The sequence below is a fragment of the Streptomyces sp. NPDC002994 genome (assembly GCF_040611155.1).
Taxonomy (GTDB): domain Bacteria; phylum Actinomycetota; class Actinomycetes; order Streptomycetales; family Streptomycetaceae; genus Streptomyces.
Window position 1 is genome coordinate 40,689 of record NZ_JBEXNQ010000013.1, and the last position, 21,265, is coordinate 61,953.

At 70.4% G+C, this 21,265-nt stretch carries 16 protein-coding genes; 9 read left to right on the forward strand and 7 right to left on the reverse strand.

What is annotated here, in order from left to right; translation table 11 throughout:
- The first annotated feature begins 33 nt into the window (after positions 1-33).
- From trpC to lgt, 6 genes are all read left to right on the forward strand, one after another.
- Positions 34-843 (forward strand): indole-3-glycerol phosphate synthase TrpC, encoded by an 810-nt coding sequence (gene trpC / locus ABZX79_RS18885; protein ID WP_355258406.1) that lies wholly within the window; start codon positions 34-36, stop codon positions 841-843.
- A gap of 11 nt (positions 844-854) precedes the next feature.
- Positions 855-1,082 (forward strand): tryptophan synthase subunit(beta), encoded by a 228-nt coding sequence (locus ABZX79_RS18890; protein WP_355258408.1) that lies wholly within the window; start codon positions 855-857, stop codon positions 1,080-1,082.
- 153 nt (positions 1,083-1,235) lie between these two features.
- Positions 1,236-2,534: a tryptophan synthase subunit beta gene (gene trpB, locus ABZX79_RS18895; RefSeq protein ID WP_355258411.1), complete on the forward strand. Its 1,299-nt coding sequence runs from the start codon at positions 1,236-1,238 to the stop codon at positions 2,532-2,534.
- A complete protein-coding gene (trpA, locus tag ABZX79_RS18900) occupies positions 2,531-3,355 on the forward strand; it encodes a tryptophan synthase subunit alpha (protein WP_355258414.1) in 825 nt (274 codons plus the stop codon). The genes trpB and trpA overlap by 4 nt, the downstream gene beginning before the upstream one ends.
- A gap of 98 nt (positions 3,356-3,453) precedes the next feature.
- Positions 3,454-4,449, forward strand: coding sequence for a thioredoxin domain-containing protein (locus ABZX79_RS18905; protein WP_355258417.1), 996 nt, complete (start codon positions 3,454-3,456; stop codon positions 4,447-4,449).
- Between the two features lie 106 nt (positions 4,450-4,555).
- The gene (gene lgt, locus ABZX79_RS18910; protein WP_355258420.1) at positions 4,556-5,503 is read left to right on the forward strand and encodes a prolipoprotein diacylglyceryl transferase; all 948 of its coding nucleotides are present in this window, start codon (positions 4,556-4,558) and stop codon (positions 5,501-5,503) included.
- Between the two features lie 101 nt (positions 5,504-5,604).
- On the opposite strand, the gene ABZX79_RS18915 is transcribed toward lgt, so the two are convergent.
- From ABZX79_RS18915 to ABZX79_RS18940, 6 genes are all read right to left on the reverse strand, one after another.
- Positions 5,605-6,441 (reverse strand): CoA ester lyase, encoded by an 837-nt coding sequence (locus ABZX79_RS18915; protein WP_355258423.1) that lies wholly within the window; start codon positions 6,439-6,441, stop codon positions 5,605-5,607.
- Positions 6,438-7,640, reverse strand: a complete 1,203-nt coding sequence (locus ABZX79_RS18920) for a CoA transferase (RefSeq protein ID WP_355258426.1) — start codon at positions 7,638-7,640, stop codon at positions 6,438-6,440. The genes ABZX79_RS18915 and ABZX79_RS18920 overlap by 4 nt, the downstream gene beginning before the upstream one ends.
- Positions 7,641-7,660: 20 nt before the next feature.
- A complete protein-coding gene (locus ABZX79_RS18925; protein ID WP_355258429.1) occupies positions 7,661-9,238 on the reverse strand; it encodes an ADP-ribosylglycohydrolase family protein in 1,578 nt (525 codons plus the stop codon).
- Positions 9,235-10,392, reverse strand: coding sequence for an ADP-ribosylglycohydrolase family protein (locus tag ABZX79_RS18930; RefSeq protein WP_355258431.1), 1,158 nt, complete (start codon positions 10,390-10,392; stop codon positions 9,235-9,237). Before ABZX79_RS18930 ends, ABZX79_RS18925 begins: the two co-directional genes overlap by 4 nt.
- A gap of 7 nt (positions 10,393-10,399) precedes the next feature.
- A complete protein-coding gene (locus ABZX79_RS18935; RefSeq protein WP_355258434.1) occupies positions 10,400-11,524 on the reverse strand; it encodes an ADP-ribosylglycohydrolase family protein in 1,125 nt (374 codons plus the stop codon).
- Between the two features lie 431 nt (positions 11,525-11,955).
- Positions 11,956-13,008 carry an ADP-ribosylglycohydrolase family protein gene (locus tag ABZX79_RS18940; protein WP_355258437.1) on the reverse strand — a complete coding sequence of 351 codons (1,053 nt, stop codon included), beginning with the start codon at positions 13,006-13,008 and terminating at the stop codon, positions 11,956-11,958.
- A 219-nt stretch (positions 13,009-13,227) separates the two neighbouring features.
- Between ABZX79_RS18940 and ABZX79_RS18945 the strand changes: the two genes are divergently transcribed.
- The 3 genes from ABZX79_RS18945 to ABZX79_RS18955 all read left to right on the forward strand — a co-directional run bounded on the left by ABZX79_RS18945 (position 13,228) and on the right by ABZX79_RS18955 (position 20,264).
- Positions 13,228-13,959: a VIT1/CCC1 transporter family protein gene (locus ABZX79_RS18945; protein ID WP_355258440.1), complete on the forward strand. Its 732-nt coding sequence runs from the start codon at positions 13,228-13,230 to the stop codon at positions 13,957-13,959.
- 292 nt (positions 13,960-14,251) lie between these two features.
- Entirely contained in the window at positions 14,252-18,811 is a 4,560-nt protein-coding gene (gene gltB, locus ABZX79_RS18950; RefSeq protein WP_355258443.1) for a glutamate synthase large subunit, read from the forward strand.
- Positions 18,804-20,264, forward strand: coding sequence for a glutamate synthase subunit beta (locus tag ABZX79_RS18955; protein WP_355258446.1), 1,461 nt, complete (start codon positions 18,804-18,806; stop codon positions 20,262-20,264). The genes gltB and ABZX79_RS18955 overlap by 8 nt, the downstream gene beginning before the upstream one ends.
- 144 nt (positions 20,265-20,408) lie before the next feature.
- Here ABZX79_RS18955 and ABZX79_RS18960 read toward each other — a convergent pair whose 3' ends face one another.
- On the reverse strand, positions 20,409-21,218 hold the full coding sequence (locus tag ABZX79_RS18960; RefSeq protein ID WP_355258449.1) for a hypothetical protein: 810 nt from the start codon (positions 21,216-21,218) through the stop codon (positions 20,409-20,411).
- Between the last annotated feature and the right edge of the window lie 47 nt (positions 21,219-21,265).

The following is a 21,265-nucleotide window of genomic DNA, read 5'->3' on the forward strand; positions in this document are numbered from 1 at the left end:
CCACCATCACCCTCCCGGAAGGGGGCCGCTCGCGTGAGTGTGCTCGACGAGATCATCGAAGGCGTGCTCGCCGACCTTGCGGAGCGGCAGGCAGGCGTAAGTCTCGACGAGCTCAAGGACCGCGCGGCCAAGGCCTCCCCGGCCAAGGACGGGGTGGCGGCACTGCGCGGCGACGGCGTCAAGGTCATCTGCGAAGTCAAGCGCTCCAGCCCCTCCAAGGGCGCGCTCGCAGCGATCGCGGACCCGGCCGGGCTCGCCGCCGACTACGAGGCGGGCGGCGCGGCCGTCATCTCCGTACTGACCGAGCAGCGGCGCTTCGGCGGGTCCCTGGCCGACCTTGAGGCCGTACGCGCCAGAGTCGACATCCCGGTGCTGCGCAAGGACTTCATCGTCACGGCCTACCAGCTGTGGGAGGCGCGTGCGTACGGCGCCGACCTGGCGCTGCTGATCGTGGCGGCCCTGGAGCAGGAAGCCCTCGTCTCCCTGATCGAGCGTGCCGAGTCCATCGGGCTCACGCCGCTGGTCGAGGCGCACGACGAGGAAGAGGTCGAGCGCGCGGTCGAGGCCGGCGCGAAGATCATCGGCATCAACGCGCGCAACCTCAAGACGCTCAAGGTCGACCGCGGCACGTTCGAGCGGGTCGCCCCCGAGGTCCCTGCGGGCATCGTCACGGTCGCCGAGTCCGGCGTCCGCGGCCCGCACGACCTCATCGCGTACGCCAACGCGGGCGCCGACGCGGTGCTCGTCGGCGAGTCGCTGGTCACCGGCCGCGACCCGAAGGGCGCCGTCGCCGACCTGGTCGCCGCGGGCGCCCACCCGGCCCTGCGCCACGGCCGGAGCTGACACCGACTCCCATGACCACCGTCATCCGCCGTACCGTCGCACTCACCCGGCCGGGGCTTCGCCCGCTCGCCGGGGCGCCGGCGCGTGACCCGCACGCGCCGCTGGCGCGCGGGTGCCGTCCGCGCGGGTGCCGGGCTCCGGCGCGGCGGGTGCGGGGACGCCGGGTGCGGTACCACATCGGTTCCGAGCCGGGTCAGATCAACGGCATGCGATGGCGTCGCGCCGAAGGCGCGCTCTAGCGATCCGCAACCCGTCAAACCGCCGTACCCGTACGCCCGAATGCTCTGAGGCGTACCGGGGGCGTAAGGGGGCGGACTCGCGCGTGGCGCATACGGTCAAGTCCACCCGTTGATCTTTCATGGGGCGCGAGCCCCTTCTGAGGAGTACGTCGGATGTCTTCTGACTTCTTCATTCCGGACCCCGAGGGCCAAATCCCCAGCGCCGATGGCTACTTCGGCACGTACGGCGGCAAGTTCATCCCCGAGGCGCTCGTCGCCGCGGTCGACGAAGTCGCCGTCGAGTACGACAAGGCCAAGTCCGACCCGGCCTTCGTGGCCGAGCTGAACGAGCTGATGGTCAACTACACGGGCCGGCCCAGCTCGCTCACCGAGGTGCCGCGGTTCGCCGAACACGCGGGCGGCGCGCGGATCTTCCTCAAGCGCGAAGACCTCAACCACACCGGCTCGCACAAGATCAACAACGTGCTGGGCCAGGCGCTGCTCACCAAGCGCATGGGCAAGACGCGCGTCATCGCGGAGACCGGCGCCGGCCAGCACGGCGTCGCCACCGCCACCGCGTGCGCCCTCTTCGGCCTCGAATGCACCATCTACATGGGCGAGATCGACACCCAGCGCCAGGCGCTCAACGTCGCCCGGATGCGGATGCTCGGCGCCGAGGTCGTCGCGGTGAAGTCCGGCAGCCGGACGCTGAAGGACGCCATCAACGAGGCGTTCCGCGACTGGGTCGCCAATGTCGACCGTACGCACTACCTCTTCGGCACGGTCGCCGGACCGCACCCCTTCCCCGCCATGGTCCGCGACTTCCACCGGGTCATCGGCGTCGAGGCCCGCCGCCAGATCCTGGAGCGCGCGGGGCGGCTGCCGGACGCGGCTGTCGCGTGTGTGGGTGGCGGTTCGAACGCCATCGGTCTCTTCCACGCCTTCATCCCGGACACGGACGTACGCCTCGTCGGCTGCGAGCCCGCCGGGCACGGCATCCATACCGGTGAGCACGCGGCCACGCTGTCCGCGGGCGAGCCCGGCATCCTGCACGGTTCGCGGTCGTACGTCCTCCAGGACGAGGAGGGCCAGATCACCGAGCCCTACTCGATCTCGGCGGGCCTCGACTACCCCGGCATCGGCCCGGAGCACGCGTACCTCAAGGACAGCGGACGCGGCGAGTACCGGGCCGTGACGGACGACGCGGCGATGCAGTCGCTGCTGCTCCTGTCCCGCACCGAGGGCATCATCCCGGCCATCGAGAGCGCGCACGCGCTCGCCGGCGCGCTGGAGCTCGGCAAGGAGCTCGGCAAGGACGGGCTGATCCTGGTCAACCTGTCCGGGCGCGGCGACAAGGACATGGACACGGCCGCCCGCTACTTCGGCCTGTACGACACCGCAGCCGACGCCACGGTCGAGGCCGACGCCTCCGCCGTCAACGGCGCCGCCGAGATCCAGAGGGACACCAAGTGAGCGGGAACATTCAGCTGCTGACCGACACCCTGGAGCGGGCCAGGTCCGAGGACCGGGCGGCTCTCATCGCCTACCTCCCGGCCGGATTCCCGACCGTGGACGGCGGCATCGACGCGGTCAAGGCGGTCATCGCGGGCGGCGCGGACATCGTCGAGGTCGGGCTGCCGCACAGCGACCCGGTGCTCGACGGCCCGGTCATCCAGACCGCCGACGACATCGCGCTGCGCGGTGGCGTGAAGATCGCCGACGTGATGCGGACGGTCCGGGAAGCGCACGAGGCGACCGGGGCCCCGGTGCTCGTCATGACGTACTGGAATCCGATCGACCGGTACGGCGTCGAGCGCTTCACGACGGAGCTGGCCGAGGCGGGCGGCGCGGGCTGCATCCTGCCCGACCTGCCGGTCCAGGAGTCCGCTCTGTGGCGCGAGCACGCGGAGAAGCAGGGCCTGGCCACGGTCTTCGTGGTCGCGCCGAGCAGCAAGGACGAGCGGCTCGCGACGATCACCGCGGCCGGGTCCGGGTTCGTCTACGCGGCCTCGCTGATGGGCGTGACGGGTACGCGCGAGTCGGTGGGCGCGCAGGCGCAGGACCTGGTGCGGCGGACGCGGGCGACGACGGAGCTTCCGGTGTGCGTCGGCCTCGGGGTCTCCAACGCCGTACAGGCCAAGGAGGTCGCCGCCTTCGCGGACGGTGTGATCGTCGGCTCGGCTTTCGTCCAGCGGCTGCTGGACGCGCCGGATGCCGAGGCCGGTCTGAGCGCCGTACGGGCGCTGGCCGGGGAGCTGGCGGAAGGCGTGCGCAGGAACGGCACGAACAACTGACACGAACACCTGACACGGACAACTGAGTGGTGTAACCCGTACGGGTGGACCTGGACCGGGGAGGCACGCTGGTGCCTCCCCGGTTCGTTGCTGCGGATGTGAGTGACAAGAACCGTGACGGAAAACGAACCGCCCGCGAGCGCCTCATCGAGGAGCGCGAGGCGCAGAAGGCGCGTGACAAGCGCAGGCGGACACTGATCGTGGCCGCCGCCGTGGTCGGCGTGCTGGGCCTGGCCGCCGTGGCGGGCATCCTCGCCGCGAACATGGGCTCGGACGGGGACGGCGACGACAGCGCGAATGCTGTGGTGACGCCCGAGGGCACGGACTCCAAGGGCGATCCGATGATCCCGGTGGGGGCGAAGGACGCACCGTCGACGCTCACGGTGTGGGAGGACTTCCGCTGCCCGGCCTGCGCCCAGTTCGAGAACGCCTTCCGGGAAACGATCCATGAGCTGGAGCGGGCGGGCCAGATCAAGGTCGAGTACCACCTGGCCACGCTCATTGACGGGAACATGGGCGGCTCGGGCTCGCTGAAGTCGGCCAACGCGGCGGCCTGCGCGCAGGACGTGGGCAAGTTCGTGCCGTACCACGACGTGCTGTACCAGAACCAGCCGCCCGAGACCGATGACGCCTTCAGCAAGGACAGCCGTCTGATCGAGCTGGCGGGCAAGGTCGACGGGCTCGTGACCGAATCGTTCAGGCAGTGTGTCGCCGACGGGACGCACAACGGCTGGGTGCAGAAGTCGAATGAGGCGTTCCAGAAGGGCGACTTCCGTGGGACGCCGACCGTGCAGCTCAATGGCGAGTCCATCTTCCCGCAGAAGGGCAACGAGCAGATCTCGCCGGCCAACCTGAGGAAGTGGGTCGCCGAGGCGAACAAGGGCAAGAAGGCGGGGACGGCGACCGCCACGCCGCCGGAGTCCGCGTCCGCCACCTCCCCGGCGCCCGCGCCTCCGGCGCCGTCCGCGCCCCAGGCTTCTGTGCCGCCGGGGGCCGCGTCCCAGGCTTCGGTGCCTCCGGCGTCGTCCGTGCCGCAGGTTTCTGTGCCGCCGGCCTCCGTGCCTCGGGCTTCTGTTCCCCCGGTCACGCCGTAGGCGCTGGGCGTGCGGCGTGGGGCCTGGGCTCGGGGCCGCTCGTTATCCAGACGTTGCCGGGTGGGTTGCCGTACCTCCCGCCCGGCAGGGTAGCGTCGACCCTGCCATGGAACTTGCTTATATCCCCAGCCCGTCGACCGGTGTGATCGAGCTCGGACCGATCCCGCTCCGCGGCTACGCGTTCTGCATCATCATCGGCGTTTTTGTGGCCGTCTGGTACGGCAACAAGCGGTGGGTCGCCCGGGGAGGTAAAGCCGGGACGGTGGCCGACATCGCTGTGTGGGCGGTGCCGTTCGGCCTGGTCGGCGGGCGGCTCTACCACGTCATCACTGACTACCAGCTGTACTTCAGCGAGGGCCAGAACTGGGTCGACGCCTTCAAGATCTGGGAGGGCGGCCTCGGTATCTGGGGCGCCGTCGCTCTCGGCGCGGTCGGCGCCTGGATCGGCTGCCGCCGCCGCGGGATCCCGCTCCCGGCCTGGGCCGACGCGATGGCTCCCGGTCTCGCCTTCGCCCAGGCCATCGGCCGCTGGGGCAACTGGTTCAACCAGGAGCTTTACGGGCGGCCGACGGATCTGCCGTGGGCGCTCAAGATCTCCGAGGGCGTGAACCGCGAGGCCGGGACGTACCACCCGACCTTCCTGTACGAGTCGCTGTGGTGCGTCGGCGCGGCGCTGGTGGTCATTTGGGCCGACCGCCGCTTCAAGCTCGGGCACGGGCGGGTCTTCGCGCTGTACGTCGCGCTGTACTGCGCCGGCCGCGGCTGGATCGAGTACATGCGGGTCGACGAGGCGCACCACGTGCTGGGGCTGCGGCTCAACGTGTGGACCTCGATCGTGGTCTTCGTGCTCGCCGTCGCGTACTTCGTGATCTCGGCGAAGGCGCGGCCGGGGCGCGAGGAGATCGTCGAGCCGGTTGCTCTGGGGAAGGGCGACGCGGGGGATGACGGCGGGGCGGACGCGGGTGCGGACGCGGGTACGGGTGCGGGTGCCGACGTTGGTGCCGGTGCCGACAGCGATGCACCGGGCAAGGCCGACGCCGAGGCCAAGGACTAGCGCGTCCGGGGGAGTTTTGATTTCCCCACCCCGCCCCTTCCCGAAGGCCTCAAACGCCGGCCGGGCTTGATTTCCCGACCTGGGCCGGCGTCGGCCCGTGGTCACCCGGGGCGGGAGGCCAGGGACAGCGTTCTGTGGGCTTGTGCTACTACCGCCGCGTCTACGAAGCGGCCGTCGGGGAGTGCCAGTGCGCCGCCGTCCGCTGCCGCCGCTTTGACGATTTCCTCCGCCTCCTCGACCTCCTGGGGTGTGGGGCGGAACGCGCGCTCGATCACCGGCAGCTGGCGGGGGTGCAGGGCCGTACGGCCCAGGAAGCCCAGCGCCCGCCCCCGCGCGCACGACTCCGCCAGGCCCCGCAGGTCATGGATGTCCGGGTGCACCGACTGGACCGGCGGCTCCAGACCCGCTGCCCGTGCGGCGACCACCACCCGGCTGCGTGGCCACGCGAGGCCGGCGTCGTCCCGTACGCCCAGATCCGCGCGGAGGTCGGCCTCGCCCAGGGCGATGCCCCGTAGGTAGGGGTGCGCCCCCGCGATGGCGTGGGCGTGCTCGATGCCCAGCGCCGATTCGAGCAGGGCGTACAGCGGTACGTCGGGCATCAGGTTCGCGACGTGCCGCACTTCGGCCGGGTCGGTGACCTTGGGGAGGCGGAGGGCCGCGAGGCCCGGCAGTCGGGCCAGGGCGTGCAGATCGGCCTCGGCGAAGAGGCTGCCCAGGGCGTTCACGCGGACGTGGACCGGGGTGGCGGACGGGCGCTCGGTGAGCAGCTCGGCGGTGGCTGAGCGGGCGTACTCCTTGCGGTCGGGCGCGACCGCGTCCTCCAGGTCGACGATCACGACGTCGGCGCCGGAACCCAGCGCCTTGGCTACCGTCTCAGGGCGGTCACCCGGTACGTACAGCCAGGTCAGGGCGGTCAGTGCCGTCAGTGGGGATGTCATTTTGTGCCGCCGGTGGCGCGGAGAGTGGCGATGTCGGACTCGGAGAAGCCCGCTTCGGTGAGTACGGCCTGGGTGTCGGCGTTGTGGGGGCGGCCGGCCCAGCGGATCGCGCCGGGGGTTTCGGACAGGCGGAAGAGGACGTTCTGCATGCGCAGCGGGCCCAGTTCCGGGTCCTCGATCTCGGTGATCGTGTCCAGGGCGCGGTACTGCGGGTCGGCCATGACGTCCTGCACGTCGTAGATGGGGGCGATCGCCGCTTCGGCCTTCTCGAACGCGGCCAGTGCCTCGTCGCGGGTGCGGCGGGAGATCCAGTGGCCGACCGCCTCGTCGAGTTCGTCGGCGTGCTCGGCGCGGCCGCTGCCCGTGGTGAACCACGGCTCGTCGATCAGGTCGGGGCGGCCCACCAGGCGCATCACGCGCTCGGCCACGGACTGGGCCGATGTGGAGACGGCCACCCAGGCGCCGTCGGCTGTGCGGTAGGTGTTGCGCGGGGCGTTGTTACGGGAGCGGTTTCCGGTGCGGGGCTGGATGTAGCCGAGCTGGTCGTACCAGAGCGGCTGGGGGCCGAGGATCGTGAGGATCGGTTCGATGATGGCCATGTCGACCACCTGGCCGCGGTTGGTTGTGGTGCGGGCTGTCAGGGCTGTCATCACCGCGTAGGCGGTCGCGAGTGCCGCGATCGAGTCGGCCAGGCCGAAGGGAGGGAGTGTGGGCGGGCCTTGGGATTCGCCGGTGATCGCCGCGAAGCCGCTCATCGCCTCGGCGAGCGTGCCGAAGCCCGGGCGGTGGGAGTACGGGCCGAACTGGCCGAAGCCGGTGACGCGGGCCAGGACCAGGCGGGGGTTCGCGGCGCTCAGCTCGGCTGGGCCAAGGCCCCATCTCTCCAGGGTGCCCGGGCGGAAGTTCTCGATGATCACATCTGAGGTGGCCGCCAGGCGCAGGAGAGCGTCGCGGCCGGTGGGGGCGGACAGGTCGAGGGTGATCGTGCGCTTGTTGCGGCCGAGGAGTTTCCACCACAGGCCGATGCCGTCTTTGGACGGGCCGTGGCCTCGGGAGGGGTCGGGTTTGGTGGGGTGCTCGACCTTGATCACGTCCGCGCCGAAGTCGCCGAGCATCGTGGCGGCCAGCGGGCCGGCGAAGAGGGTGGCCAGGTCCAGGACGCGGAGGCCGGTGAGGGGGGCCGGTGTGGGCGTTGTCATCTTTTGGTCTTCACTCGTGGTCACGGTCGGTGCGCCTCCGTGTGGGTGAGGTGGGCCAGGGTGTCGAAGCCGATGCCGTCAAGGCCTGCGATGGACGTGGCGAGGCGGTTGCGGAGGGGGGTGGTCCAGTGGGCGGGGATCGCCTCTGGGGAGCCCGCTAGGAGGCCGGCGATGCTGCCTGTGGTGGCGCCGTTGGAGTCGGTGTCCCAGCCGCCGGACACCGCGCGGCAGATGGAGCCGGTGAAGTCGCCGTCGGCGTGGGTGAGGGCGGCGGCGATGAGGGCGGCGTTCGGGATGACGTGCACCCAGTGGTGGTGGCCGTAGGTGGCGTGGAGATCGTCCACGACGGTGTCGAAGTCGCGGGTTCTTCTGGCCGTTTCGATGCCGTGGTGGACCGCTTGGGCCAGGCGGGACTGCGGGGGGACGACGGTCAGGCCGGTGCGCAGGCAGTGGTGTACGTCGGTGGCGCCGGCGGCGGCTTCGGCGATGGTCGCGGCGATGAACATCGCGCCGTACACGCCGTTGGTGGTGTGGGTGAGGGTGGCGTCTCTGTGGGCCTGTTCGGCTGCGGCGGCCGGATTGCCGGGGTGTGTCCAGCCGTGGACGTCCGCGCGGATCAGGGCGCCGATCCATTCTCGGAACGGGTTGTTGTGGGAAGCGGTTTGAGGGGGCGTCAGGCCTAGGAGGAGGTTGCGGTAGGCGATGCGTTCGGCGGTGAAGGTGCGGCCGGCCGGGAGTTCGTCCAGCCATAGGTGGGCGAGGTGGGTTGTCGTGAAGGACTTGGTGTGGCGTTGGAGGAGGAGCAGGTTCAGGAGGGGGTAGTTCAGGTCGTCGTCCTCCGGCATGCCGTTGATGTTCTCGGCGAGGGAGGTGGCGGCGGAGCGGCGGTTCCAGGGGTGGCGGGCGAGGAGGTGGCGGGGGACGCCTTGGGCTGTGAACCAGGTGGTCAGGGGCCAGTTGCCGGTGGCGGTGGCCAGTTGGCGGATGGCGGTGAGGGGGAGTTTCTCGACCGGTTTGCCGAGGAGGCAGCCGGCGGCGCGGCCCAGCCAGGCGGCGTGGAGGCGGTTGAGGAGGGCTGCGGCGGTTGGTCTTGCGGGTCGGGTGTGGCCACTGGTTGCGGGGGCTCTGGGGTCGGTGCCGCGCCGTGGCGTCTCCTCGGTCGTCGAACGTTCGGGTACGGGGATTTCTTCGGGCTCGTTGCGTTCAACGCCCTGCGGGGAGCGCCCCGGCACGTCCCCTCCTGGCACCGGGATGCTGTGCCGCGGGCTGCTCCCGGCGCCGTCCGGTGGCGCGTTCTTGGGTGGGGTTGGGGTGTGTGGCCGGGCCGGCCAGGTGGGGCAGGCTGATCTGATGGTGGGGAGGTGGGTTGGTTCTGGGTGGGGTGTGGGGAGTTGGGAGAGTTCCGTCAGGAGGGCTTCTGCCAGGGTGCGCAGGTGTGGGGGTACGGGGGTGGGGGACGCGCCTGTGGTTGGTGGGGTGGGTGGGCCGCCTGCTGCTTGCCAACGGGTGCTGATCGCTGTCGTGTCGCGGCCGTCCTCCGAGGACTGGCGGAGTTCGTGGGTGATCAAGTCCTCGGGTTGCAGCCAGGTCAGCCTCACGGCGTGCCTGCCAGCGCCGCGAATGTCGCCTCGTGGGTCCGGCGGCGCTCCGTGTCCCGGGCGTACACCTCGCGGGTTACGGCCGCCAGGGTCCGGGGTGGGGCGTGCAGGTCGGTGCGGCTTGCCTCGGCGATTGTTTTTGACCAGTCGGACGGGATGGCTGATTCGCCGTGCATCGCGCCGGCGATCGCCCCGCTCATCGTGGCGATCGAGTCGCAGTCGCGGCCGTAATTGACCGAGCCCAGGACTGTGCGGCGGTAGTCGCCGCCGGCCACCAGGAGCATTCCGAGGGCGATGGGGAGTTCCTCGATGGAGTGCAGGCGGGAGGGGCGGCGGGCGGCGAGGGACGGTTTGCGGTAGTCCGGGCCGACGGTGTCGAAGGGGGCGACGGCGGTGCGGAGGGGGGCGAGTGCGGACTCGAAGTCGTGGTGGCGGACCGCTGCTTCGGCTACCGCTTCGATTGCTGCGCGGGTGCCGTCCTTGGCGAGGGACAGGCAGGTGTCCACCACTGTGGCGGGGGTGGCTTCGGGGGCGCAGGCGGCGGCTACCGCGGCGGCGAAGACTCCGGCTGCCTCGCGTCCGTACGACGACTGGTGGGCGCCGGCGATGTCGATTGCTTCGGCGTACGCCGCTGGGGGGTTGCCCGCGTTGATCAGGCCGACCGGGGCCATGTACATCGCGGCGCCGCAGTTGACGATGTTGCCCGTGCCCGCCTCGCGGGGGTCCACGTGTCCGTAGTGGAGGCGGGCGACGATCCACTTCTCGGCCAGGAAGATGCGCTGGAGGGGGAGGGCCTCCTTTTCCAACTCCGGGATCCAGACGGGGGATTCGATGAGTTCGGGGACCAGGTGGTCGGCCATTGAGTAGGCGTCCAGGTGGTCGCGTACGGCGTCGTACACGCGGACCAGGGCGTGGGTCATGAGGGTGTCGTCCGTGATGTGGCCGTCGCCCTTGTGGTACGGGGCGATGGGGCGTGCCGTACGCCAGTCTTCGTGGAAGGGGCCGACGATGCCGTGGACGCGGCCGTTGTGGCGTTCGGTGATCTGTTCGGGGGTCCAGCCTTCGACCGGGCCGCCCAGCGCGTCGCCGACTGCCGCGCCGATCAGGCTGCCGGTGGTCCGGTCCTCCAGGGTGAGGGGTGGGAATGTCGCCATGGTTCGGTCAGCCCTTCATGGGGTGGGTGGGGTGGGTGGGGTGGAGGTGTGTGGTGAGTTTTTCGGCCAGTTCCACCAGGTCTGTGCCGGCCAGGCGGGGGAGGGCGCAGCCGACCAGGGTGCGGCAGGTGTCGCGCCAGCCGGGGGGCAGGGCGTCGCCGCCGCAGAGTGCGCCGGTCAGTGCGCCGGCGAGGGCGGGGGCCGAGTCGGCGACCCGGGACAGGCAGGCGGCGGCGGGTACGGCCTCGGTTACGCGGCCGCGGGCGGCGGTGGCGAGCGCCAGGGCCACGGGGACGGTTTCGGCGGCGGCGATGCCGTAGCTGTAGACGTGGTCGACGATTTGGTGTTCGAGGGTGGGGACGAGGGCGAACGCTCCGGCGTTGGAGGTGGTGGCGAGGTGTACGGCGTGGGCTGCGTTGCGGCCGATTTCGGTGGCTTCGGGGAGCTGGGCGAGGGCGGCGTTCACGGCTTCGTCGACCCCGGCGCCGCCCAGGGCTGCCGCGATCGCCGCGGCCATGGCGCGGGCGCCGTGGACGCCGTCGCCGTCCTGGGTGTAGCGGGCGTCGAACTCGGCGAGCTCGGCGGCGGCGATCGGGTCGCCGGGGTGGGCGGTGGCGAGGACGGCGGCGCGGATGCAGGCCGCGTCGTCGAAGTAGTGCGGGTTGTCGTGGCCGGTCGCGGGTGGGCGCAGGCCGGTGGCGAGGTTGCCGAGGCCCGCGCGTACGGAGATCCGGGCGCGGAGGGGGAGTACGGCGGACTCGACCTCGGGGGCGCGGTCGGCTGCGGCGGCGACCTCGGCGGCGAGGGCGGTCCAGGCGCGGTCGACCGCGGCCCGGATCTTGCCGGGGGTGGCGGCGAGGATCGTACCGGCTGTGAAAGCGGCCCACTCGGCGTCGTCGGAGGGTCCGAGGCGCAGGGGTTCGGGGGGCTGGTTGAGGGCGATGGGGACGGGGAGGGTGGTGGTGGCGTTCTGCTCGGCGAAGGTGTCGAGTTCGCGGGTGAGGCGGCGGGTCCAGTCCGGCATGCGGGCGGCGCGGTGGCGGGCGGCGGGCCAGCCGGCGGCGTCGCCCGCGGCCAGGCCGAGGAGGAGCCCTTCGATCCGGCGCGGACCGGCCACGCCCCTGGCGGCCACCGCAACCCCGGACCGTGCGCCACGTGTGTCGGGCCCGGGCCAGCTGGGGGCAGGGGCTGCGCCCCTGGGGGTGGAGCCCGGCGCTCCGCGCGGGCGGTGGGGTGGGGCTGCGGTCTGGGGCGTTGTGCCCGGCGCTTCGCGGGAGCTGGGAGGTGCGGCCGTGCCCCTTGGGGTTGTGTCCGGCGCTTCGCGCGGGTGGTGGGGTGGGGCTGCGGTCTGGGGGGTTGTGTCCGGCGCTTCGCGGGAGCTGGGAGGTGCGGCCGTGTCCCATGGGGTTGTGTCCGGCGCTTCGCGCGGGTGGTGGGGTGGGGCTGCGGTCTGGGGGGCTGCGCCCGGCGCTTCGCGCGGGCTGGGGGTGTCGTCCGGGGCGGGGGTGTTGTCGGTGGGGGTGGACTCGGGGGTTGGCGTGGGCTGTGGGGGGTTGTAGGGGGTCATCGCGCTGCCCGGGGGGTGTGGGGGGTGGCGTGCGGGGGGTCGTCGTCCGGGGTGAGGAGGTCTGCCACGTCCAGCACGTGGTGGTTGCGCATCGAGGGGAGGCAGCTGCCTCTGGCCGGGGTGATGGCAGCGGACCAGGCCAGGGGGATCGCCCCCGCGCCGCACATCGCGCCGGCCAGGGCGCCCGCCACCGCCGCCGTGGTGTCCGCGTCGCGGCCCATGTTGACCGCCGTCAGGACTGAGCCGGCGAAGTCGCCGCGGGACGCCGCGAACGCGCCGAAGGCCAGGCCCACCGCCTCAGGGGCCAGGTCCGTCCAGGGGTAGCCGCCGATCACCACCGCCGAGCGGACCGCGCGTTCGCCCTGTGGGGCGGCGGCCACCGCTCGGCGCAGGGAGCGGGCCGTCCAGGAGTCGGACGGGATGACCGAGAGGGCGGCCGCGGTGATCGCGGAAGGGGTTCCGCCCGTCATGGCCACCGCCACGCCCGCCGCCACCGCCTGGCCGCCGTAGATGCCCTCGCCCTCGTGGCTCACGCAGCCGTCGATCGCCACCAGCCGCGCCGCCTCCGCCGGGTGGCCCGCCGCGAAGACGCCGAACGGGGCGGCGCGCATCGCCAGGCCGTCGCTCCACGCGTGGCGGTGCTGGGCGGAGATGGGGGCGGCCAGGCCGCGGCGGAGGTTTTCCAGCGTGCCCCTTTCGCTGAAGCCCGCGCCGCGGAACGGTCCCTCGTCCAGGTCGGCGATCCACAGGTGCCAGGCGTTCTCGACGTGGGCCACGGTGAGCGCCGAGCCGTGGCGGGCCAGGAGGAGGCCGGAGAAGATGGCGTACTCCGTGTCGTCCGTACCGGCGGGATCGCAGGACACGAAGCCCTCGATGCGGCCCCAACGGCGGCGGATCTCGGATGGCTTCATGTTCTCCGCCGGCGCCCCGAGCGCGTCGCCCACCGCCAGGCCGAGCAGGGCGCCCCGTCCCCTGTCGCGGAGCGCCCGAACGCCGTGAAGTTCGCGCAGCCTCTGAAGCGCGCGGCCGTGACCGGTGCGGGATCGCATGCAATCAACTCCCAGGGCTCGTTCCTGGATCTGTGCCACGCGAGGGCCCGGCGAAGGCTCCGAAACGTCAGCGTCACCCGGTCGGCGTGGGGTCTGAGCTGCGGGTAAGTACGGCCTGCCTTGCTGGCGGGCGTCTTGAATCGTGCGTACTTTCGATGGCGTTGAGGGGGTGGAGGGGCCGCGGACGGCCCCGCCTCCGGCGAGAGGGGAACTGGCGACATGGCCATCATCGAGACCGAGGCGACGCTCCACGAGGCGCACCGCGACAACCACACGCACCGTGACGTGAATGGGGGTTGGCTGCGCCCGGCGGTCTTCGGGGCCATGGACGGTCTGGTGTCGAATCTGGCGTTGATGACCGGGGTGGCCGGTGGTTCCGTGGGGCAGCAGACGATCGTCATTACGGGGCTCGCCGGGCTTGCCGCCGGTGCCTTCTCCATGGCGGCGGGTGAATACACCTCCGTGGCCTCGCAGCGCGAGCTTGTCGAGGCCGAACTCGACGTGGAGCGGCGTGAGTTGCGCAAGCATCCCAAGGACGAGCTGGAGGAGCTCGCCGCGCTGTACGAGTCGCGGGGGGTCGAGGCCGGACTGGCGCGTGAGGTTGCCACGCAGCTGTCCCGGGATCCCGAGCAGGCGCTGGAGATCCATGCGCGCGAGGAGCTGGGCATCGACCCCGGGGACCTTCCCTCACCCCTGGTCGCCGCCGTATCGTCGTTCGGGGCGTTCGCTCTGGGTGCTTTGTTGCCCGTACTGCCGTACCTGCTCGGGGCCTCGACGATGTGGCCCGCGGTGCTGCTGGCGCTGGTCGGGCTCTTTGCCTGCGGGGCGCTGGTGGCCAGGGTGACGGCGCGTTCCTGGTGGTTCAGTGGCATCAGGCAGCTGGCGCTCGGTGGGGCCGCCGCCGGTGTGACGTACGCCCTCGGCACTCTGTTCGGAACGGCCGTAGGGTGAGACCCTATGCGGGGCTCCACATAAGTACTCTGTTACTCGGTGGTTTCATCTTCGCAATCACCGGGCAAGAGCCCACGACACCGCAGGCAATGACGCCTGCGCTGTGATCGCCCGACGGGTGTCGGTCTGTCCGCCCGTGAACCACCTGCACCGCTATGCGCGGTGTCCGCATGCTGGAATGAGCTATCCACCTCGCGAGAAGCCAGCCATCATGTAACCTGCACGAAATTTCGCGGAGGGCCAACGTCGTCCCTCGGTAGTTGCATATGCCACGACGACGACGGGAGTGCCAATGCGTTCCGACGCCTGGTCGCCCATGGACGGTCGCCCCGCCCAGCAGGGGATGTACGACCCCCGTAACGAGCACGACGCCTGTGGCGTCGGCTTTGTGGCCACCCTTACCGGTGTGGCCAGCCATGAGCTGGTCGAGCAGGCGCTGACCGTACTGCGCAATCTCGAACACCGCGGTGCCACAGGATCCGAGCCCGACTCCGGCGATGGCGCCGGAATCCTGCTCCAGGTTCCCGACGCGTTCCTGCGCGAGGTCACCGAATTCGATCTTCCCGAGGCCGGGGCGTACGCCGTCGGCATTGGTTTCCTTCCCGCAGACGGCTCCGCACAGGCCGTCGAGCAGATCGAGACCATCGCCGGTGAGGAAGGTCTCGACGTTCTGGGGTGGCGTGAGGTTCCCGTCACTCCCTCGCTGCTCGGCAACGGCGCCCGCGCCACCATGCCGGCCTTCGCCCAGATCTTCGTGGCGGACGGTACGTCGACGGGGCTTGAGCTCGACCGCAAGGCCTTCGTGCTGCGCAAGCGCGCCGAGCGTGAGGCCGGTGTCTACTTCCCGTCGCTCTCCGCGCGGACCATCGTCTACAAGGGCATGCTCACCACCGGGCAGCTGGAGCCGTTCTTCCCGGACCTGTCCGACCGGCGCTTCGCGACGACTGTGGCCCTTGTCCACTCGCGCTTCTCGACGAACACCTTCCCCAGCTGGCCGCTCGCCCACCCGTACCGCTTCGTCGCGCACAACGGCGAGATCAACACGGTCAAGGGCAACCGCAACTGGATGAAGGCCCGCGAATCCCAGCTCGCGTCCGACCTGTTCGGTGCGGACAAGCTGGAGCGGATCTTCCCTGTTTGTACGCCCGACGCGTCCGACTCCGCTTCCTTCGACGAGGTACTGGAGCTGCTCCATCTGGGCGGGCGCTCGCTGCCGCACGCCGTGCTGATGATGGTCCCCGAGGCGTGGGAGAACCACGACTCGATGGACTCGGCCCGGCGGGCCTTCTACCAGTACCACGCCACGATGATGGAGCCCTGGGACGGCCCGGCGTGCGTCACCTTCACCGACGGCACCCAGGTCGGCGCCGTACTCGACCGCAACGGTCTGCGTCCCGGTCGCTACTGGGTGACGGACGACGGGCTTGTCGTGCTGTCGTCCGAGGTGGGCGTGCTGGACATCGACCCGGCGAAGGTGGTCCGCAAGGGACGGCTGCAGCCCGGCAAGATGTTCCTGGTCGACACCGCCGAGCACCGGATCATCGAGGACGACGAGATCAAGGCCGGTCTGGCCGCCGAGGCGCCGTACCAGGAGTGGCTGGAGGCGGGTGAGATCGAGCTGGAGGATCTGCCCGAGCGTGAGCACATCGTGCACACGCACGCGTCGGTTACGCGCAGGCAGCAGACCTTCGGGTACACCGAGGAAGAGCTGCGCGTCATCCTCGCGCCGATGGCCCGTACCGGTGGCGAACCGCTCGGTTCCATGGGTACGGACTCGCCCATCGCGGCGCTGTCCGAGCGGCCCCGGCTGCTCTTCGACTACTTCACCCAGCTCTTCGCCCAGGTCACGAACCCGCCGCTGGACGCCATCCGCGAGGAGCTCGTCACCTCGCTGCGCTCCACGCTCGGCCCCCAGGGCAACATCCTGGAGCCGACCGCCGCGACCTGCCGCAATGTCACGCTGCCGTTCCCGGTGATCGACAACGACGAGCTGGCCAAGCTCATACACATCAACGCCGACGGCGACATGCCGGGCCTGACGGCCGCCACGCTCTCCGGCCTCTACCGCGTCAGCGGCGGCGCCGACGCGCTGGCCGCCCGTATCGAGCAGATCTGCACCGAGGCAGACGCCGCCATCGAGGCCGGCGCCCGCCTGATCGTGCTCTCCGACCGGCACTCGGACGCCGAGCACGCGCCGATCCCGTCGCTGCTGCTGACTTCCGCTGTGCACCATCACCTGATCCGTACGAAGCAGCGCACCCAGGTGGGGCTGCTCGTCGAGGCCGGCGATGTGCGCGAGGTGCACCATGTCGCGCTGCTGATCGGTTTCGGTGCGGCCGCCGTCAACCCGTACCTCGCGATGGAGTCCGTCGAGGACCTCGTCCGCGCCGGTACGTTCATCGAGGGCGCGGAGCCCGAGCAGGCCATCCGGAATCTGATCTACGCGCTCGGCAAGGGCGTCCTGAAGGTCATGTCCAAGATGGGCATCTCGACTGTCGCCTCCTACCGGGGCGCACAGGTCTTCGAGGCTGTCGGTCTGGACGAGGCCTTCGTCGAGAAGTACTTCAACGGTACGGCGACCAAGATCGGCGGCGCCGGTCTGGATGTGGTGGCCCAGGAGGTCGCCGCCCGGCACGCCAAGGCGTACCCGGCCTCCGGCATCGCCGCCACGCACCGCGCGCTGGAGATCGGCGGCGAGTACCAGTGGCGGCGCGAGGGCGAGCCGCACCTGTTCGACCCGGAGACGGTCTTCCGCCTCCAGCACGCCACGCGCAACCGCCGGTACGACATCTTCAAGCAGTACACGGACCGGGTGAACGAGCAGTCCGAGCGGCTGATGACGCTGCGTGGGCTGTTCGGGTTCAAGAGCGGTCGCGAGGCTATTTCGATCGATGAGGTCGAGCCGGCCTCCGAGATCGTCAAGCGCTTCTCCACCGGCGCCATGTCGTACGGCTCCATCTCGCAGGAAGCGCACGAGACGCTTGCCATCGCCATGAACCAGCTGGGCGGCAAGTCCAACACCGGTGAGGGCGGCGAGGACGCCGAGCGGCTGTACGACCCGGCCCGGCGCTCCAGCATCAAGCAGGTCGCCTCGGGGCGTTTCGGTGTGACGAGCGAATACCTCGTCAACGCCGACGACATCCAGATCAAGATGGCGCAGGGCGCCAAGCCCGGCGAGGGCGGTCAGCTGCCCGGCCACAAGGTGTACCCGTGGGTCGCGAAGACCCGGCACTCGACGCCGGGTGTGGGGCTCATTTCGCCGCCGCCGCACCACGACATCTACTCGATCGAGGACCTGGCTCAGCTGATCCACGACCTCAAGAACGCCAACCCGGCCGCGCGTATCCACGTGAAGCTGGTGTCGGAGGTCGGTGTCGGCACGGTCGCGGCGGGTGTGTCCAAGGCACACGCCGATGTGGTGCTGATCTCGGGCCATGATGGTGGTACGGGTGCTTCTCCGCTTACCTCGCTGAAGCACGCGGGCGGTCCCTGGGAGCTCGGGCTCGCCGAGACCCAGCAGACGCTGCTGCTCAACGGGCTGCGCGACCGTATCGTGGTCCAGACCGACGGCCAGCTGAAGACCGGCCGCGACGTCATCATCGCCGCGCTGCTCGGCGCCGAGGAGTTCGGTTTCGCGACCGCGCCGCTCGTCGTGTCCGGCTGCGTCATGATGCGTGTCTGTCACCTGGACACGTGCCCGGTCGGTATCGCCACGCAGAACCCGGTGCTTCGGGACCGGTTCTCCGGCAAGGCCGAGTACATCGTCAACTTCTTCCAGTTCATCGCGGAGGAAGTGCGCGAGCTGCTGGCGGAGCTCGGCTTCCGTACGCTCGAAGAGGCCGTCGGCCACGCCGAACTCCTCAACACCGACGCGGCCGTTCAGCACTGGAAGGCGCAGGGTCTCGACCTGGAGCCGCTCTTCTACGTGCCCGAGCTGCCGGAGGGCGCGGTCCGTCACCAGATCACGACCCAGGACCACGCGCTGGAGAAGGCGCTCGACAACGAGCTGATCAAGCTCGCCGCCGACGCCCTGGCCGTGGACAGCGCCGAGGCCGCCGGGCCGGTGCGCGCGCAGGTCGCGATCCGCAACATCAACCGGACCGTCGGCACGATGCTCGGTCACGAGGTGACGAAGAAGTTCGGCGGGGCCGGTCTGCCCGACGACACCATCGACATCACCTTCACGGGGTCGGCCGGTCAGTCGTTCGGTGCGTTCGTGCCGCGTGGTGTCACGCTGCGGCTCGAAGGTGATGCGAATGACTATGTGGGGAAGGGCCTTTCGGGTGGCCGGATCGTTGTCCGGCCGGACCGGGGCGCCGACCACCTCGCCGAGTACTCGACGATCGCGGGCAACACGATCGCGTACGGCGCCACGAGTGGCGAGCTCTTCCTGCGGGGCAGGACGGGCGAGCGCTTCTGCGTCCGTAACTCCGGCGCCACGGTGGTCTCGGAGGGCGTGGGCGACCACGGCTGCGAGTACATGACCGGCGGTCGCGCGGTGGTGCTGGGCGAGACCGGGCGTAACTTCGCGGCCGGCATGTCCGGCGGTGTCGCGTACGTCATCGACCTCGACCCGGACAACGTCAACTCCGGCAACGCCGGGGCGGTCGAGGCGCTCGACGAGACCGACCAGGTGTGGCTGCACGATGTGGTGCGCCGCCATGAGGAGGAGACCGGTTCTACGGTCGCTTCAAAGCTGTTGGCTGAGTGGGACACCGCGGTGACCCGCTTCAGCAAGATCATCCCGTCCACGTACAAGGCAGTGCTCGCCGCCAAGGACGCCGCTGAGCTCGCCGGTCTCTCCGAGCAGGAGACCACCGAGAAGATGATGGAGGCGGCGACCAATGGCTGACCCCAAGGGCTTCCTGACCACCGGACGCGAGGTCGCCAAGACCCGTCCCGCCGGTGAGCGCGTCAAGGACTGGAACGAGGTCTACGTTCCCGGCTCCCTGCTGCCGATCATCAGCAAGCAGGCCGGGCGCTGCATGGACTGCGGCATCCCGTTCTGCCACAACGGCTGTCCGCTGGGGAACCTGATTCCCGAGTGGAACGACTACGCCTACCGCGAGGACTGGGCGGCGGCGAGCGAGCGGCTGCACGCGACGAACAACTTCCCGGAGTTCACCGGGCGGCTGTGCCCGGCTCCGTGCGAGTCGGCGTGCGTGCTCGGCATCAACCAGCCGGCCGTGACCATCAAGAACGTCGAGGTCTCGATCATCGACAAGGCGTGGGGCAATGGTGACGTCACGCCGCAGCCGCCCGAGCGTCTGTCGGGCAAGACTGTGGCTGTCATCGGCTCGGGGCCCGCTGGTCTCGCGGCCGCGCAGCAGCTGACGCGGGCCGGCCACACGGTCGCGGTGTACGAGCGCGCCGACCGCATCGGCGGGCTGCTGCGCTACGGCATCCCCGAGTTCAAGATGGAGAAGGTGCACATCAACCGGCGCATCGAGCAGATGCGCGCGGAGGGCACCAAGTTCCGTACGGAGGTCGAGATCGGCCGCGACATCGACGCCGCGAAGCTGCGGCGCCGGTACGACGCGGTGGTCATCGCCGCCGGCGCGACGGTCTCCCGCGACCTGCCCGTCCCGGGCCGCGAGCTGAACGGCATCCACTTCGCGATGGAGTACCTGCCGCTCGCGAACAAGGTGCAGGAGGGCGACCTGACGGTCTCCCCGATCACCGCCGAGGGCAAGCACGTCGTGGTCATCGGCGGCGGCGACACCGGCGCGGACTGCGTGGGCACCGCCCACCGCCAGGGCGCGGCGTCCGTCACGCAGCTGGAGATCATGCCGAAGCCGGGCGAGGACCGTAACGCCAACCAGCCGTGGCCGACCTTCCCGATGCTCTACAAGGTCACCTCCGCGCACGAGGAGGGCGGCGAGCGGGTCTACTCCGTGTCCACGACGCACTTCGAGGGCGACGAGGACGGCAATGTCCAGTTCCTGCACCTCGTCGAGGTGGAGTTCAAGGACGGCAAGCTGGAGCAGAAGCCGGGCACCGAGCGCAAGATCCCCGCTCAGCTCGTCACGCTGGCGATGGGCTTCACGGGGACGGACCAGGAGAACGGTCTCGTCCAGCAGTTTGGCCTGGAGCTCGACGCGCGCGGTAATGTGGCGCGCGACGCGGAGTACGCGACGAACGTCGACGGCGTCTTCGTCGCCGGTGACGCTGGGCGCGGTCAGTCGCTGATCGTGTGGGCGATCGCCGAGGGCCGCTCGGCGGCCCGTGGCGTGGACCGGTTCCTGACGGGGGCGAGCGAACTGCCCGCCCCGGTGAAGCCGACGGACCGTGCGCTGACCGTCTGACGTACGCACCCCAAAGACGTCCCGTACAACGGCGTACGGAACTGATCGGCGCCCGCCCTGTCCCCGACCGGACTTGGGGCGGGCGTCGCTGCGCGTGCGGGGACGTGGGCGCGGCCCGGCAGGAGGGTGACCCCGGCGTGGAACCTACGCGTTCGGGGAGCCCGCGGGCGCGGGGGTGGGTACGGGCACGATGACGGGGGGCGAGGGTGGCGGGGCCGTGTCGAGCAGTTGCTGCTCGACCCACTCCAGGTCGTCGATCGCGTGCTCGATGTCCTCTTCCAGCACCGCGAAGATCAAGGGCGTCTCGGGCATGGCTGTCCGGAACGTGGTGGCCCGGCGCCGCGCCGCGCGAAGGTATTCGAGAACGGTCCGGGTCTGCTGTGCCGGAGGAACCCCGATGTACTCGCTGAGCAGCGATTCCAGCGTGAGTGACGCCTTCTGGACATCGGTGGTCATGACGGCGAACAGATCCCAGGGCTGCTCGTTCTCCTGTGGAAGTTGCGCGCGGAGCCACTCGTATGCCTGGTCCCGCCGGACGAGCGCCTCATGTACGTTGCGTCGCACCGATTGCAGGGCCAGCCTGACTTCAGGTGGGACGGGATAGCTCTGACCAGGGTCGACGTCCAGCGCCTTGCGCAGGTCGGCGAGGTTGGTGAGGGACTTGTCTATGTCATTTATGGCGACGCGCAGCACTCCGATGTTCCGATAGAACTCGGGGTCCCTGCACTGGAGATCGTGATAGCCGGAGAGCCGCTCCGCCGCTGCCTTGACATTGCGTTCCATCAACGCGATCTGCTCGAAGGCCCCGGAGTCCCGCAGAACCTCCATCGCACGCTCTCCGCGTGGTCTGGTCAGCGCCTTCGCGAAACAGAAGCCGGCCAGTGAGAAGAGCGTGCCGACGACGAAGTCCTTCTCCTGATTGAAGATGTTCTGAAAGTTCTGGTACGCGACCACGGATATCAAGATCAGGGTGCAGAGACCGCCAAGGCCCCATCCGTACT

What these genes read in the sequence shown, in the direction of transcription:
- trpB (WP_355258411.1), top strand. Translation starts at nt 1,236, where the DNA reads ATGTCTTCTGACTTCTTCATTCCGGACCCCGAGGGCCAAATCCCCAGC.
- ABZX79_RS18915 (WP_355258423.1), bottom strand. Translation starts at nt 6,441, where the DNA reads ATGACATCCCCACTGACGGCACTGACCGCCCTGACCTGGCTGTACGTA.
- ABZX79_RS18890 (WP_355258408.1), top strand. Translation starts at nt 855, where the DNA reads ATGACCACCGTCATCCGCCGTACCGTCGCACTCACCCGGCCGGGGCTT.
- ABZX79_RS18930 (WP_355258431.1), bottom strand. Translation starts at nt 10,392, where the DNA reads ATGGCGACATTCCCACCCCTCACCCTGGAGGACCGGACCACCGGCAGC.
- ABZX79_RS18940 (WP_355258437.1), bottom strand. Translation starts at nt 13,008, where the DNA reads ATGCGATCCCGCACCGGTCACGGCCGCGCGCTTCAGAGGCTGCGCGAA.
- gltB (WP_355258443.1), top strand. Translation starts at nt 14,252, where the DNA reads ATGCGTTCCGACGCCTGGTCGCCCATGGACGGTCGCCCCGCCCAGCAG.
- ABZX79_RS18920 (WP_355258426.1), bottom strand. Translation starts at nt 7,640, where the DNA reads ATGACAACGCCCACACCGGCCCCCCTCACCGGCCTCCGCGTCCTGGAC.
- ABZX79_RS18945 (WP_355258440.1), top strand. Translation starts at nt 13,228, where the DNA reads ATGGCCATCATCGAGACCGAGGCGACGCTCCACGAGGCGCACCGCGAC.
- ABZX79_RS18955 (WP_355258446.1), top strand. Translation starts at nt 18,804, where the DNA reads ATGGCTGACCCCAAGGGCTTCCTGACCACCGGACGCGAGGTCGCCAAG.
- lgt (WP_355258420.1), top strand. Translation starts at nt 4,556, where the DNA reads ATGGAACTTGCTTATATCCCCAGCCCGTCGACCGGTGTGATCGAGCTC.